The organism is Aquitalea denitrificans (assembly GCF_009856625.1).
GTDB classification, from domain to species: domain Bacteria; phylum Pseudomonadota; class Gammaproteobacteria; order Burkholderiales; family Chromobacteriaceae; genus Aquitalea; species Aquitalea denitrificans.
In genome coordinates this window covers 1,733,839-1,747,726 of sequence record NZ_CP047241.1, presented here as the reverse complement: position 1 = coordinate 1,747,726, position 13,888 = coordinate 1,733,839, and the positions used below count along the sequence as shown (strand labels likewise).

Annotated in this window: 16 protein-coding genes; 2 read left to right on the top strand and 14 right to left on the bottom strand. The window is 59.5% G+C overall.

The window, feature by feature from the left end; genetic code table 11:
• Positions 1–57: 57 nt before the first annotated feature.
• Together GSR16_RS07960 and GSR16_RS07955 are read left to right on the top strand one after the other, a co-directional pair.
• A complete protein-coding gene (locus tag GSR16_RS07960; protein ID WP_159876198.1) occupies positions 58–1,191 on the top strand; it encodes an HD-GYP domain-containing protein in 1,134 nt (377 codons plus the stop codon).
• A 130-nt stretch (positions 1,192–1,321) separates the two neighbouring features.
• Positions 1,322–2,482 (top strand): HD-GYP domain-containing protein, encoded by a 1,161-nt coding sequence (locus GSR16_RS07955; protein ID WP_159876196.1) that lies wholly within the window; start codon positions 1,322–1,324, stop codon positions 2,480–2,482.
• 66 nt (positions 2,483–2,548) lie between these two features.
• Here the strand turns inward: GSR16_RS07955 and nagZ are convergent, their stop codons facing one another.
• The 14 genes from nagZ to GSR16_RS07885 form a co-directional block, all read right to left on the bottom strand.
• Complete coding sequence (gene nagZ, locus GSR16_RS07950) at positions 2,549–3,631, bottom strand: beta-N-acetylhexosaminidase (protein ID WP_159876194.1); 1,083 nt, start codon at positions 3,629–3,631, stop codon at positions 2,549–2,551.
• 73 nt (positions 3,632–3,704) lie between these two features.
• Positions 3,705–4,085 (bottom strand): holo-ACP synthase, encoded by a 381-nt coding sequence (gene acpS, locus GSR16_RS07945; protein ID WP_159876192.1) that lies wholly within the window; start codon positions 4,083–4,085, stop codon positions 3,705–3,707.
• 24 nt (positions 4,086–4,109) lie between these two features.
• A complete protein-coding gene (pdxJ, locus tag GSR16_RS07940) occupies positions 4,110–4,838 on the bottom strand; it encodes a pyridoxine 5'-phosphate synthase (protein ID WP_159876190.1) in 729 nt (242 codons plus the stop codon).
• A gap of 22 nt (positions 4,839–4,860) precedes the next feature.
• Positions 4,861–5,592: a DNA repair protein RecO gene (gene recO / locus GSR16_RS07935; RefSeq protein WP_159876188.1), complete on the bottom strand. Its 732-nt coding sequence runs from the start codon at positions 5,590–5,592 to the stop codon at positions 4,861–4,863.
• Complete coding sequence (locus GSR16_RS07930; protein ID WP_159876186.1) at positions 5,589–5,906, bottom strand: antibiotic biosynthesis monooxygenase family protein; 318 nt, start codon at positions 5,904–5,906, stop codon at positions 5,589–5,591. Before GSR16_RS07930 ends, recO begins: the two co-directional genes overlap by 4 nt.
• Complete coding sequence (gene era, locus GSR16_RS07925; protein WP_159876184.1) at positions 5,906–6,796, bottom strand: GTPase Era; 891 nt, start codon at positions 6,794–6,796, stop codon at positions 5,906–5,908. Before era ends, GSR16_RS07930 begins: the two co-directional genes overlap by 1 nt.
• Complete coding sequence (rnc, locus tag GSR16_RS07920) at positions 6,793–7,503, bottom strand: ribonuclease III (protein ID WP_159876182.1); 711 nt, start codon at positions 7,501–7,503, stop codon at positions 6,793–6,795. The genes era and rnc overlap by 4 nt, the downstream gene beginning before the upstream one ends.
• 5 nt (positions 7,504–7,508) lie before the next feature.
• A complete protein-coding gene (locus tag GSR16_RS07915) occupies positions 7,509–7,865 on the bottom strand; it encodes a DUF4845 domain-containing protein (RefSeq protein ID WP_159876180.1) in 357 nt (118 codons plus the stop codon).
• 22 nt (positions 7,866–7,887) lie between these two features.
• Complete coding sequence (lepB, locus tag GSR16_RS07910; RefSeq protein ID WP_205677519.1) at positions 7,888–8,850, bottom strand: signal peptidase I; 963 nt, start codon at positions 8,848–8,850, stop codon at positions 7,888–7,890.
• On the bottom strand, positions 8,851–10,644 hold the full coding sequence (gene lepA / locus GSR16_RS07905; RefSeq protein ID WP_103525228.1) for a translation elongation factor 4: 1,794 nt from the start codon (positions 10,642–10,644) through the stop codon (positions 8,851–8,853).
• A gap of 65 nt (positions 10,645–10,709) precedes the next feature.
• Entirely contained in the window at positions 10,710–10,949 is a 240-nt protein-coding gene (locus GSR16_RS07900; protein WP_159876178.1) for a glutaredoxin family protein, read from the bottom strand.
• Positions 10,946–12,361: a Do family serine endopeptidase gene (locus GSR16_RS07895; RefSeq protein WP_159876176.1), complete on the bottom strand. Its 1,416-nt coding sequence runs from the start codon at positions 12,359–12,361 to the stop codon at positions 10,946–10,948. The genes GSR16_RS07900 and GSR16_RS07895 overlap by 4 nt, the downstream gene beginning before the upstream one ends.
• Positions 12,362–12,456: 95 nt before the next feature.
• The gene (locus GSR16_RS07890) at positions 12,457–13,413 is read right to left on the bottom strand and encodes a MucB/RseB C-terminal domain-containing protein (RefSeq protein ID WP_159876174.1); all 957 of its coding nucleotides are present in this window, start codon (positions 13,411–13,413) and stop codon (positions 12,457–12,459) included.
• Positions 13,413–13,886: a sigma-E factor negative regulatory protein gene (locus GSR16_RS07885; RefSeq protein WP_159876172.1), complete on the bottom strand. Its 474-nt coding sequence runs from the start codon at positions 13,884–13,886 to the stop codon at positions 13,413–13,415. Before GSR16_RS07885 ends, GSR16_RS07890 begins: the two co-directional genes overlap by 1 nt.
• Between the last annotated feature and the right edge of the window lie 2 nt (positions 13,887–13,888).

The window sequence follows — 13,888 nt, the reverse complement described above, 5'->3', positions numbered from 1 at the left end:
CTGGCCGGTCTGATGACATAGCTATAAAATCCTGCCATTAAACGATAACGGCCCGCCATGTCAGACAACCCGCTTTCGGACAAGCTGAAATCCAGCGCCATTTCCATCGGCAAGGAATTGCCGATGGATGTCTACGCCAAGAACGGCATTTTGCTGCTCCGGCGCGGGCACTATGTGCTATCGCCCGAGATGAAACACCGGCTGGTCAAACTGGGTTTCGCCGAGCATCAGGAAGAAATCAAGCCAGCAGAAAAACCCGAGCAGGAGCAAAACAAGAGCCAGTCGCTGTTTGAAGAAATCATCTTCCTGCAGCAGCGAGTGCGCAGCATGCTGCTGCATGCCCTGAGCCGACCGGGACTGGAAACCCGGGTACGTTCCATTGCCCAGAAAATCATGGAACTGAGTGAGCGCCACCCGGACGGACTGCTTGCCTCCATGCTGCTGCTGCCATTCAATGAATACGGCGTGGCGCATTCACTGCACACAACGGTCCTGCTGGCATTGATTACCCGGCACATGCCGCTGCCAGCGGGTCATCGGGAGATCCTGCTATGCGCCGCGCTCACCATGAATATTGCCCAGATCGAACTGCAGAACGAGCTGTTCAGCCACCAGGACATGCTGGCACCGGAACAGCAGACTGCCATCCGGGAACATCCCTTGCTGAGTTCGGCCATCCTGCGTGAAGCCGGTATCGAGAACGAGCTGTGGCATGCCTTGGTGCAAACCCACCATGAAAACTGGCAGGGCAAAGGCTACCCCTTCGGCCTCGCGCGCAAGCAGATCCTGCCCCCGGCTCATCTTTTGCACCTGGCCGACATCACCTGTGCCAAGCTGGCCCCGCGCCGCTACCGCCCAGCCCAGCTGCCCGCCACCGCACTGGGCAATCTGTTCCAGCGCAAGGATGTCGACTTTGACACGGCCTTTACCACCATGCTGATCAGGGAGCTGGGCATTTACCCCCCCGGCAGCTTTGTCAAACTGGCCAATAATGAAATTGCCGTGGTGCTGGCTCGCCGCAACAAACCCAGCGAACCGCAAGTAGCCGCACTGCGCAAGGCGGATGGCCCGGCTTATGCTGAAGTCCTGCTGCGCGAAACCAGCCAGTCCGCCTACAAGATTACCGGCCCTTGCTCCGCCAGCCTGGCAGGCGTGCGCATTTCTTTTCTGGCCAGTCTGTGGAAAGGCTGAGCGGCGAACCCGGCACGGCAAGTCGCGGATAAAAACCAAGCGCTGCATGGTAGTTGGCCCTATAATTGCCACTGTCCGACAGGACTGACCTTTTGGCCACTTGTAAACCCGAGCCGACGATAGCCGCAGCATGACCACCCGCTTCAAAAAGCAACTGCACGACAAGGTAGTGCCCGAACAAATCCGCATGGGCAAGGAACTGCCGCTGGATGTCTACGCCCGGAACGGCCTGTTGCTGCTTAGCAAGGGGCATTTCGTGCTGAGCGATCGCCAGCGCGAAAAGCTGCTGGAAATGGGTTATTCCGTTGACGGCAACCGCATGGTCGCAGTCAGCCTGCCGGAACAGCCGGACACCATGACCGTGCGCGAAAGCGTGCTGCATGAAATGGCCTTTCTGCAGCAGCGCACCCGCACCCTGCTCACCTATGCCATGCAGCTGGACGACTTCCCGCGCAAGGTCGGCCTGCTGGTGCGCGATATCGTCCGACTGACCGAGCAGCACCCGGACGGCGTGATTGCCAGCTTGCTGCTGGTGCCGTTCAACGAGTACGGCCCGGCGCATGCCCTGCACACCACCGCCCTGCTAGCCCTGCTCAGTCGTCGCATTCCGGATTTATCCCCGGAGCAGCGCACTTCCATGCTGTCTGCCGCGCTCACCATGAACATGTCCATCTGCCAGTTGCAGAACACGCTCTATCATCAGCAGGACGTACTGACACCACAGCAGGAAGATGAAATTGCCGGCCATCCGCTGATGAGTTCCGCCATTCTGCGCGAAGCCGGTGTGGCCGACGAGCTGTGGCACTGGCTGGTGCAGACCCACCACGAATCCTGGCTGGGCAATGGCTACCCCTATGGCCTGGCACGCGGCGAAATCGAATCGCTGGCCCATATGCTGCACATGGCCGACATTACCTGCGCCAAGCTCACCCCGCGCAGCTACCGTGCCGGCATGGTACCCGCCGCTGCGCTGGGACACATTTTCCAGCGCAAGGACAGCGAGTTCGACCCGGCCTATACCACCCTGCTGATCAAGGAGCTGGGCATCTATCCCCCCGGCAGCTTCGTCAAACTGGCCAATGATGAAATCGGCGTGGTACTGGCGCGGAGCGAGAAGGCCAGCGAACCGCAAGTGGCGGCCATCCGTCGTAGCGACGGCCCGGCCTATATCGATGCACTGATCCGTGATACCAGCCTGCCGGCGCACAAGGTGGTATCTCCCTGCCCGGCCTCCATGGCTGGCGTGCGTGCCTCGCACCTGGCGCGCCTGTGGCGCACCCAGACCAGTTGACACATTGTCATTGCAAACAGAAAAGCCGGCTTTCGCCGGCTTTTCTGTTTTACCTGCCAGATGGCTTTAGCTGGCCTCGCCCACGGCAGGCCCCTGCAGCACGTTTTGCGGAATGGTCAGCGCCTTCACCTGCGCCTGACGGGTAGCAAAATCTGCGCTCAGGATTTGCTGCTGCCAGCCAGCAATCGTTCCGGTGCCGGCCATGCGCTGCAGGCGTTCGGCCAAACGCGGCTGTGCGGGCGGCTGCAGGCCGGCCAGCACTTCATCGGCACGTTCCGGCTGATTGCATACCAGCACCATATCGCAGCCGGCATCCAGCGCCGCTGCAGCCCGGGCCACAAAGCCACCAACGCCGGCTGCGCCTTCCATGCCCAGATCGTCGGAGAAAATCACCCCGTCAAAGTGCAGCTGGTCGCGCAGGATATCTTGCAGCCATACCGGCGAAAAACCGGCTGGACGTCCATCCACCGCCGGGTAAACCACATGCGCCGGCATCACCGAACCCATGCCGGCCTCCGCCATGCGGGCAAAGGGAATCAGGTCGTCGGCTTCCAGTTCGGCCAGCGTCCTGTCGTCCTGCGGCATCACGAAATGGCTGTCGCCAGCGACAAAACCGTGACCAGGAAAATGCTTGCCACAGGTAGTCATGCCGCCTTGCTGCAGGCCACGCTGCAAAGCCAGCGCCAGTTCGCTGACAATCTGCGGATTACGGTGGAAGGCCCGGTTGCCGATCACGGCACAGCGGCCCCAGTCCAGGTCCAGCACCGGGGTGAAGGACAAATCAATCCCGCAGGCACGCAATTCGCCAGCCAGTACCACGCCTACATTTTCGGCAGCGGCACGGGCTGCGGCTTCGTCCTGCTGCCACATCTCGCCCAGCACACTCATCGGCGGCAAACGGGTGAAGCCATCGAGAAAACGCTGTACGCGTCCACCCTCGTGGTCAACGGCAATCAGCAGCTCCGGCGTGCGCAGGCTGTGGATTTCGGCGGTCAGTGCCTTGAGCTGTTCGATATTGTGAAAATTACGGCGAAACAGGATGACGCCGCCCACCAGCGGGTGGGACAGACGGGCTCTCTCCTGTTCGCTCAGGGCAAAGCCGTGTACATCCACCATCACCGGACCACGCGGCAGGTTCGCTACTTGCATGGCTGACTCTCCAGACTGTGCGGGGGCTGTCCCCCTGATTGATGATCATGCCGGGCAGTACCCGGCGCGGTGCTTAGGCCTGCTCCAGCACCACAAAGGCCAGTGCATGTTCCCGCTCGTCGGTGATGGAAACATGGCTGCGCACAATGCCGCGCTGGCTGAGGAAATCCTGCAGAGCCGCAGCAAAGACCAGTTGCGGCTTGCCCAGTTCGTCATGACTGACCGCGATGGCAGTCAGCAACACCGGCTCCACCACCCCGGTGCCAACCGCCTTGGACAGCGCTTCCTTCACGGCAAACCGCTTGGCCAAGAAGCGGGCCTGATCGCGGGATTGCAGAAAATCCGCCATTTCGGACTCCGCCAGAATCCGCCGCCCGGCCTTGTCGCCCCAGCGCTGCAGCAGGCCCTGCATACGGGCGATTTCCACCATATCGGTACCGATGCCGTAGATCATGCCCCCGTCCCTTCCTGCCGTGTCTTAGCCGCGACGGGCCTCTTGCATCAGGGCCTTCATGTCGCGCACGGCACGATCCAGACCGACGAACACCGCCTGGCCGATGATGGCGTGGCCGATGTTCAGTTCGCTGATTTGCGGAATGGCGGCAATCGGCTTGACGTTGTGATAGTTGAGACCATGACCTGCATTCACCACCATGCCCAGCTCGGCAGCAAAGGCAGCCGCACCGCGAATGCGCGCCAGTTCGGCTTCACGCTCGGCAGCGTGCACGGCGTCAGCATAAGCACCGGTGTGCAGTTCGATCACCCGGGCACCGGCTTCATAGGCCTTGCTGATCTGCGCGCGATCCGGATCGATGAAGATAGACACGCGGATGCCGGCCTGCTGCAGGGTTTCGGTGTAATGGCAGACATCGGCATAGTGGCCCAGCACATCCAGTCCGCCTTCGGTGGTGACTTCTTCGCGCTTTTCCGGCACCAGGCACACATCTTCCGGGGCCACTGCCAGCGCATTGGCCAGCATTTCCGGCGTCATCGCCATTTCCAGATTCATGCGAGTCTTGATGACCTGGCGCATGGCCACCACGTCAGCATCCTGGATGTGGCGGCGGTCTTCACGCAGATGCAGGGTAATCAGGTCGGCACCGGCGGTTTCGGACACCAGTGCAGCCTCTACCGGGCTGGGGTAGCGGGTACCGCGTGCCTGACGCAGGGTGGCAACGTGGTCGATATTTACACCAAGCAAAATCATCTTCAGCTCCTGTTGGCAGGCCTCAGTCGGCAATGGCGTTGATGGCCTGCAAGAGTTCACGCGAGGCCAATGGCTCCTCGCCCAGCAAATCGGTCAATAGCAGCCGCAGCAGGCTGCGCGCCGCACGGCGGGTGCTAATGGCGCTGTAATTGTCGGCCTCAATGGCCAGCAGCTCACTACCGGGCAGGCGCAAAAACGGGCCAGCCGGGTCGAAACCGGCATCGCGCTCTGCCAGCGCACCGCCGCGGCACAGGTAGCCTGCTGCCGCGTCGATGACCTCGCCGTGCTGATCGCAGGCAAAGCTGCCGGCATAGCCCAGCGCTTGCAATAGCCGCAATTCGTAACGTCGCAAGGTGGCGGACAGGGAGTCGGCCACCGCCAGTGCCCTGACCGCCTGGTCGTAGACAGTGAAGGCGCGCGGTTCGGCATCGTCACGGGCGGTCAGCTTGAGCATCAGCTCATTCAGGTAGAAACCGCATACCAGGCGAATGCCAGCCAGCTGCGGCACGCCGCCGTTCCATTCCGCCGTGTGCAGGGTACGCACTTCGCCCTTGCCAAACCAGGACAGGGTGAGCGGCTGAAACGGCAGCAATACGCCGCGCACATCGGCACGCGGTCGGCGCGCGCCACGCGCTACCATGGTAAAGCGGCCATGCTGTGGGGTAAGTACCTCCACCAGCAGGCTGGTTTCCCGATAGGGCTGCGCATGCAAGAGATACGCCTGCTGACGGTCTACTCTGCCCGGCTGGCTCATGCGTCCCCGCCTCGGCTGACATCCGCCACCTGCTCGATACGATCCACCTGCAAGGAAAACTGCAGCCGGCCCTGACGGTCGCTTTCGCGTGCCAGCAGGTGTTCGGCATGCACGCGCCAGGCGGCGATGGCATCGACATCATCCCAGTAACAGCGGGTGACCGGCATACCGTCGCCATCCTCGGTGGCCTCGGCCCCCAGATAGCCGGCCTGCAACTGGGCCAGACGCAGCATGCGCCCGGCCAGATCGGCGGGTTTGGCCGGTGCAGAAAAAATCACCGCCCAACAGGGCGGTCGTGGCAGTTGCTGCGACATCAGTTCAGGCCGAAGTCCCGCAGGAAGCGTACGTCGTCGGCCCAGCCGGATTTCACCTTCACCCACACTTGCAGGAAGACCTTGCCATCAAACAGCTTTTCCATATCCAGGCGGGCTTCGGTGGAAATCTTCTTCAGCTTCTCGCCGCCCTTGCCGATGACGATGGGCTTCTGGTTTTCCTTGTCTACCAGAATGGCAATGTGGATGCGGCGCAGCGCACCGTCCATCTCAAACATTTCCACTTCCACATTCATTTCATAGGGCAGCTCTTCGCCCAGGTAGCGGAACAGCTTTTCCCGCACGATTTCGGCGGAGAGGAAGCGTTCACTCTTGTCGGTCACCATGTCGTCCGGGTACAGCGGCATGGATTCGGGCAGGTGCGGACGGACTTTGTCCAGCAGCTCGGACAGGCGCTGGCCATGCTTGGCGCTGACCACTTCGCAATCAGCAAACTGGAATTCAGCGCGTACGCCATCAATGAATTCCTGCAGCAGGAACTTGTCCTTGACCTTGTCCAGCTTGTTGATCACCAGGATCACCGGGGTGTGCTTGGGCAACAGTGCCATCACTTCGCGGTCGGCCGCGCTGCAGCGCATGGCTTCCAGGATAAACAGCACACAGTCCACACTGCCCAGCGAATCCTTCACGCTCTTGTTCAGCGTTTCGTTGAGCGCACCCTTGTGGAAGGTCTGGAAACCCGGGGTGTCGACAAAAATGAACTGGGCATTGTCTTCGGTATGGATGCCGTTGACGCGGTGGCGCGTGGTTTGCGCCTTTTTCGAGGTGATGCTGACTTTCTGGCCGATGAGATGGTTCATCAGCGTGGATTTGCCCACATTGGGGCGGCCCACGATGGCCACAAAGCCACAGTGATATGCGTGTTCTGTCATGCGTGTTTCTTGCCTGTGGCCAGTTTTTGTTCAAGGAGCTGCAGCGCGACTTCGGCTGCCTGCTGTTCGGCGGCACGGCGGCTGCCGCCTTCGCCCTGGGATTCAATGATCAGCTCGCCCAGATCGCACACTACCTTGAACCATTGTTCGTGGGCCTCACCGGTCTGGGTGAGGATACGGTACTTGGGCAGCGGCCATTTACGCGCCTGCAACGCTTCTTGCAGCCGGGTCTTGGCATCCTTGGCATGCTTGGTGGGGTCGATGGCGGCCACGCGGCTGCTGTACAGACGGCGCACCACCTGCTCGGCGCGCTGGAAGTCCGCATCAAAGCTGACTGCAGCAAAGGTTGCCTCCAACGCATCGGCCAGGATGGACGGGCGGTTGAAACCACCGCTTTTCAGCTCCCCCTCGCCCAGATACAGATAGTCGCCCAGCTTCAGCTCATGGGCAATTTCTGCCAGCGTGTTCTGGTTGACCAGATTGGCACGCAAGCGGGACAGCTCACCTTCGCTCAGGCGCGGAAACTGGTCGAACAGCATGCGCGCCACGGTGTAATTGAGAATGCTGTCACCGATGAACTCAAAGCGTTCGTTATTGGAGGCCGCAAAGCTGCGGTGTGTCAGGGCCTGACGCAAGAGGTCAGGCTTCTGGAATGCATAATCCAGCGCTTCGGACAGGCGCCGGAATCGGGTATCAACGTGGTTCACTGTAGTTACTGGGGTGTCTGTCCAGCCTGGGTATCAAAATCGAAAGCCAGGCTGACATTGGCAAACAGCGGTACTTCGCGGCGATAGGCTGCACGCACGAAGACGGTGTTGGCAGTGGTAATGATGGTGAGGTTTTCCGGCTTGATAGAGGAAATGTCACCCACCATGGCGTGGTTCATGAACTCGCGACGCAGTTCGGTTTCACCCCGTCCGGGTTGGCTGGCCATGGCCGTTACCGCCTTGCGGACCTCGGCGTACTCGTTATACACCGGCAGCACCTTGCCAGCCAGCAAGAAGCCGGCTCCGACAACAAGCATGATGAACAGTACTGAAATGACTGATAAACCCTGCTGACGCTGCATGTAAGCCCCCTGGCGGATACGGTTAGCGAATGGCGGTGCCAATGCGGGACAGCGCGCTGAAGTTCATCCAGATCAGGAAGGCCTTGCCCACCATCAGACGATCATCGACGAAACCCCAGTAGCGGCCATCCAGGCTGTTGTCACGGTTGTCGCCCAGCATGAAGTAATGTCCGGCCGGCACCTTGCAGACAAAGCCATTGTCATCATACTGGCACTGATCACGCGAAGGGAAGTCAGCTACCTGCCCCAGTGCCACCACGGGCGCATCCGGAATGTTCAGCACCTTGTACGACTTGCCATTCATGACTTCCTTGAACTGGTCGTTGTGAATCATCGCCATTCCTTGTTCAAGATAGTCATAAGTGCCATCTTTTTCATCCGGTACTGCCTTGCCATTGATGGTCAGACGCTTGTTACGGTACTCCACCACATCGCCTGCCACACCGATGACGCGCTTGATGTAATTGACCTTGGGGTTGGGCGGATAGTTGAACACCACCACATCACCACGGCTTACCTTGCCCATCGGCACCACCACATTGTTGAGCACCGGAACGCGAATACCATAGGCAAACTTGTTCACCAGGATGAAGTCCCCCACCACCAACCCGGGACGCATCGAGCTGCTGGGAATCTGGAACGGTTCCACCAGGAAGGAGCGCAGCAGGAACACCACCAGGATCACCGGGAAGAAACCGCGCGAATATTCAACAAAATGTCCGGGCTCACCAGCGCGTTTCTTTGCCAGCAAAAACTTGTCCAGGCCCCATACCACACCAGTTACCAGCACGAACACCAGCATGACTGCCGTAAAGCTCATGTAGTTGGACAACAGGCCGAAGCCGCCGATCACCAGAGCCAGATAACCCCACTGTATCGACACCGGCCAGTCCTTCTGCCCGACTTCGCGCTGTCCGCCAAACGCCACCAGCATACCGCCAACGATGACGGCCACAGTAAATACCCAGAACAGGTTTTCGCCCACTTATTTTTCCCCTACTTGAAGAATGGCCAGGAAAGCCTCTTGCGGGATTTCCACATTACCCACCTGCTTCATGCGCTTCTTGCCGGCCTTTTGTTTTTCCAGCAGCTTTTTCTTACGGGTGATGTCGCCGCCATAGCACTTGGCCAGAACGTTCTTGCGTAGTGCCTTCACCGTTTCACGCGCAATGATATGGCCGCCGATGGCTGCCTGCACAGCGATGTCAAACATCTGGCGCGGAATCAGTTCACGCATTTTCGAGACCAGCTCACGGCCACGGTAGACGCTGGAGGCACGGTGCACGATCAGGCTGAGTGCATCCACTTTTTCGCTGTTGACCAGTACATCCAGCTTGACCAGATCGGCGCACTGGAATTCCTTGAACTCGTAGTCAAGGGAGGCATAGCCGCGGCTGGTGGACTTGAGGCGGTCAAAGAAGTCCATCACCACTTCATTCATCGGCATATCGTAAGTGAGCATCACCTGACGGCCCAGATACTGCATATTGCGCTGCACACCGCGCTTCAGGGTACACAGGGTAATGACCGCGCCGACATAGTCTTGTGGCACCAGGATATGGGCGGTGATGATGGGTTCGCGGATCTCTTCCACCTTGCCCGGGTCCGGCAGACGCGACGGGTTGTCGACATGAATCACGCTACCGTCTTTCAACACCAGCTCATACACCACGGTTGGCGCCGTGGTGATCAGGTCCATGTCGAATTCGCGCTCCAGCCGTTCCTGCACGATTTCCAGGTGCAACAGGCCCAGGAAGCCGCAGCGGAAGCCAAAGCCCAGTGCCTGCGACACTTCAGGTTCGTATTTGAGCGAGGCGTCGTTCAGCTGCAGCTTTTCCAGCGCATCGCGCAGGGCTTCGTAATCGTGGCTTTCCACCGGATACAGGCCGGCAAATACCTGCGACTGCACTTCCTTGAAGCCCGGCAGGGCTTCGGTAGCCGGCGTCTTCATCAGGGTGATGGTGTCACCCACCTTGGCCGACTTCAGCTCCTTGATACCGGCAATGATGAAGCCTACCTCGCCTGCGTTCAGCACATCGCGCTGTACCGACTTGGGCGAGAACACACCGACCTGCTCCACCAGATGCTCGGCACCGGTGGCCATGAACTTGATCTTGTCCTTGGGGCGAACCTGACCATCCTTGACCCGCACCAGCATCACCACGCCGACGTAGTTGTCGAACCAAGAGTCGATGATCAGGGCTTTGAGCGGGCCATCCGGATTGCCTTCCGGCGGCGGAATCTTGCTGACCACCACTTCGAGGATGTCCTGAATGCCGATACCAGACTTGGCCGAGGCACGCACGGCATCAATGGCTTCAATACCGATGATGTCCTCGATTTCCTGGGACACGCGCTCGGGCTCGGCTGCTGGCAGGTCGATCTTGTTCAGCACCGGCACCACTTCCACGCCCAGATCGATGGCGGTATAGCAGTTGGCCACGGTTTGTGCTTCCACCCCTTGCGAGGCATCCACCACCAACAGTGCGCCTTCGCAGGCAGACAGCGAGCGGGAAACCTCGTAGGAAAAGTCCACGTGTCCCGGGGTGTCGATCAGGTTCAGGTTGTACACCTGTCCGTCGCGCGCCTTGTATTGCAAGGCTGCCGTCTGGGCCTTGATGGTGATGCCGCGTTCTTTCTCGATATCCATCGAGTCGAGCACCTGGGCACTCATTTCACGCAGTTCGAGGCCACCGCAAAACTGGATGAAGCGGTCGGCCAGGGTCGATTTGCCATGGTCAATATGGGCAATGATCGAGAAATTTCTGATATGTTTCATCGGTATCCAGCAAAAAGATAAGGGCACGCTGGCGTGCCCTTGAACAACTCACACTGGCGCGGATTTTAGCCGATTTCGCCCAAATGTGCAGCCAAAGCAGGAATATCGAGATGCCAGTGACAAATCTCCTGCTCGCCTTCCATCAAAACTGGCACCAGTTCGTTGAATCTGGCCTCCAGCACGGGGTCTGCATCCACATCCACCACATTCAGCTCGAAGCCATGCCTGGCCTGCCACGGCTGCAGCTCGGCCAGCATCTGATGGCACAGGCTGCAGTACTCTCGAAAATACAAAGTCAGTTTCATTCTTCTCCACCAATGCTCAAGGGCACAAACAGGACGATGCCCTGACGCCAGAGCTGCAAGGCCAGCGTACTGCCCTTGGGTGCGGCAGCCACTGCAGCCTTGAACTGGGCAAAGCTGCTTAGCGGCTCGCCGCCCAGGCCGACAATCACATCACCGGGCTGCACGCCGGCCCGCGCTGCAGCACCGCTGGCACGCTTGACCTGCAGGCCGTATTTGACACCCACCTTGGCCAGCTGCTGCGGCGACAGCTCCTGCAACGCCAGACCGATCTGCTTCATGTTCTGGGCATCCGGCACGGCCTGCGGCGAGCGGTATTCGCGCTGGGCGCTGCGAGCATCCTCCGATTTCAGCTCTTCAGGCACCACTGTCAGCTTCTGCATGGCACGATGACGCCACACCTCCAGCACCACCGGCTTGCCCGGACGGATGGCTCCAATCAGGCGCGGCAAATCTGACGAGGACTCCACCGGCTGACCGGCAACGGAAAGGATGATATCACCGGTGCGCAAGCCTGCCTTCTCTGCCGGGCTCTTTTTCTCCACATCATTCACCAGCGCACCAGATGGTTTTGCCAGCCCGAACGATGTCGCCAGATCCTTGTTCAGCTCCTGTATCGCCACACCGATACGACCACGGCTGACCTTGCCGGTGGCCTTGAGCTGATCTGCCACATTCATGGCCACATCAATCGGAATCGAGAAGGAAATACCCATAAAACCACCGGACCGGCTGTATATCTGCGAATTGATACCTATCACTTCGCCTTTCAGATTGAACAGCGGGCCGCCCGAATTACCCGGATTGACTGCGGCATCCGTCTGCAGGAAGGGGACAAAGTTCTCATCCGGCAGCAAACGGTTCTTGGCCGAGACAATGCCGGAAGTCACCGTGTTTTCAAAGCCGAAGGGCGAGCCAATAGCCAGTACCCACTCGCCCACTTTTACATCGGCCATATTGCCCAGCCGCACTACCGGCAGGTTCTTGGCATCGATCTTGAGCAAGGCCACATCGGTGCGGGCATCAGAACCGACCACCTTGGCCTTGAATTCACGCTTGTCGGTGAGCGTCACAGTAATTTCATCGGCCCGCGCCACGACGTGGGCATTGGTCAGCAGATAGCCATCTGCCGAGATGATGAAGCCAGAGCCCAGCGAGCGCTCCTGCCGCTCTTGCTGCTGTTGCGGTGCAAAACGGCGAAAGAAGTCAAAAAAGGGATCGCCTTCCATGCCCTCGGGCAGCGCACTGAGATTCTGCTTGATGGTGGCGGTGGTACTGACATTGACGACAGCGCGCCCTTCGGTCTCGACGATGCGAGTGAAATCCGGCAGATCAGCAGCCCAAACGGCAGCGGGTTGAACGGTGTATGCTGCAGCCGCCAGCATGGCCGCAACGATCAGCTTCTTGATCGACATGGTCGCTCCATCTTGATGTGGTTTGCACAGGAAACAGCGGTGAAGATTAAAACAGCCCACTCTCCCGAACAAGGCGGGAGGGTGGGCCTGCACCATCATGGCTTGAGTGTGATCTTGAGGTTTCTGATCATGGCCAGCATGGTGGGTTCAGGCAGGTCGCCAACCAGAGTGACCAGATAATCCCCCTGCACGGCAGTTGCCATGTTGACGGCACCATGCAGATTGACCGCCCTCTCGGCACGACCATCAGTCTGCGGCTCGATGAATAGGGATAGCATGACCAGCCCATCACTGAACACCATATGCCGTATCGTGCGTTCGGCCTGGCCCGGCAGGCTGCGCTGCACCGCACGCAGCAGCTTGAAACCGGACGGCATACCGCTGACTTCAGAAGGCGCATCGGCATCCAGCGTCATCTGCGGTGCATTGGCACTGCGCAATACATAGTTCTGCTTGTACTGCGGCCGGAAAGCGGATTTATCCTTTGGCCCCTGCAGCTCGATCTCGGTAAAGGTGAACTGTTCAACCGCATCACCCGCAGCATTCTGGGTAATGACTTTCAAGGGCAAGTTGCTGACCGGCTCGACGCACAGACGCAGCAGATAGCGCTTGCTATCCCTGGGCTTGAGATCCATCCAGTTGCAATCCCGCTGCGCCACCCGGTCCTTGCCGCTGCGTTTTAGCGTATAGGATTGCGCAATATTGCCAATGTCATCAGGCAGGATGGCAGGGAACAATCGCATGGCGCTCACCTTGGCTGCCGACAGCGACTTTGCATCCGGTGCATAGCAAGTCAGCTCCAGCCCTTTGCGGATGATTTCCCGCGACGGCCCATCCAGCGAGGTCCGCTTTTCCTGAATATTATCGCCAGTCCCTCCCCGAACAATACGGAAAGTTTCCAGCGAACCATTCATCTGGTGCAGATAGGTACCCGTCAGGGGCTGCTGCCTTGCGGCAACAGCCGCCCTCTTCACCACCAGCCAATCATCATCTGCATGGGCGAGCATGGCCACGCCCATCAGACAGACCCCGGACAGCTGTGTAAGACGCATCAGTGGCGGACTCCATTTCCGTAAGAGACCTTGTAGACGCTTTGGTCTGCCGTCATTTCCTGATGGGCTGCCAGATAAAGGTCGTCATGCTCCTGGGCCGCCTGAACCGCCGCCACCGGAACACCTCGATCAGCAACCGCCGAGGCCGCATTGCCATGCGACAACTGCTGCCAGCCCACCACGGCAGCAAAGCTGACGCTGGCCGCCAGCGCAACAGCTCCGGCACGCCGGTTGCGCACTGGCGCAAACCAGCGGTGCGGCGCCAGCACCGTGGGCTCGCCAGCAAGACGCTCGGCCACATGGCGGCGCACGTCCACCGCAACATGGGTGTTGGCACGCATGGCATCACCAATCAGGTGATAAGCATCCCACACCTGCTTGAGCTCCTCTTCCTCAGTGATGGCTTTGATGGTTCTGTCTGCGGGCTGCCCGTCCAGCTCGCCATCCATCAGTGCAGATAATTTTTCTTTCATAC

Bases quoted from the DNA above. Each gene is read 5' to 3' on its own strand.
- GSR16_RS07960 (WP_159876198.1), top strand. From the start codon at position 58: ATGTCAGACAACCCGCTTTCGGACAAGCTGAAATCCAGCGCCATTTCC.
- GSR16_RS07955 (WP_159876196.1), top strand. From the start codon at position 1,322: ATGACCACCCGCTTCAAAAAGCAACTGCACGACAAGGTAGTGCCCGAA.
- nagZ (WP_159876194.1), bottom strand. From the start codon at position 3,631: ATGCAAGTAGCGAACCTGCCGCGTGGTCCGGTGATGGTGGATGTACAC.
- acpS (WP_159876192.1), bottom strand. From the start codon at position 4,085: ATGATCTACGGCATCGGTACCGATATGGTGGAAATCGCCCGTATGCAG.
- pdxJ (WP_159876190.1), bottom strand. From the start codon at position 4,838: ATGATTTTGCTTGGTGTAAATATCGACCACGTTGCCACCCTGCGTCAG.
- recO (WP_159876188.1), bottom strand. From the start codon at position 5,592: ATGAGCCAGCCGGGCAGAGTAGACCGTCAGCAGGCGTATCTCTTGCAT.
- GSR16_RS07930 (WP_159876186.1), bottom strand. From the start codon at position 5,906: ATGTCGCAGCAACTGCCACGACCGCCCTGTTGGGCGGTGATTTTTTCT.
- era (WP_159876184.1), bottom strand. From the start codon at position 6,796: ATGACAGAACACGCATATCACTGTGGCTTTGTGGCCATCGTGGGCCGC.
- GSR16_RS07915 (WP_159876180.1), bottom strand. From the start codon at position 7,865: ATGCAGCGTCAGCAGGGTTTATCAGTCATTTCAGTACTGTTCATCATG.
- lepA (WP_103525228.1), bottom strand. From the start codon at position 10,644: ATGAAACATATCAGAAATTTCTCGATCATTGCCCATATTGACCATGGC.
- GSR16_RS07900 (WP_159876178.1), bottom strand. From the start codon at position 10,949: ATGAAACTGACTTTGTATTTTCGAGAGTACTGCAGCCTGTGCCATCAG.
- GSR16_RS07895 (WP_159876176.1), bottom strand. From the start codon at position 12,361: ATGTCGATCAAGAAGCTGATCGTTGCGGCCATGCTGGCGGCTGCAGCA.
- GSR16_RS07890 (WP_159876174.1), bottom strand. From the start codon at position 13,413: ATGCGTCTTACACAGCTGTCCGGGGTCTGTCTGATGGGCGTGGCCATG.
- GSR16_RS07885 (WP_159876172.1), bottom strand. From the start codon at position 13,886: ATGAAAGAAAAATTATCTGCACTGATGGATGGCGAGCTGGACGGGCAG.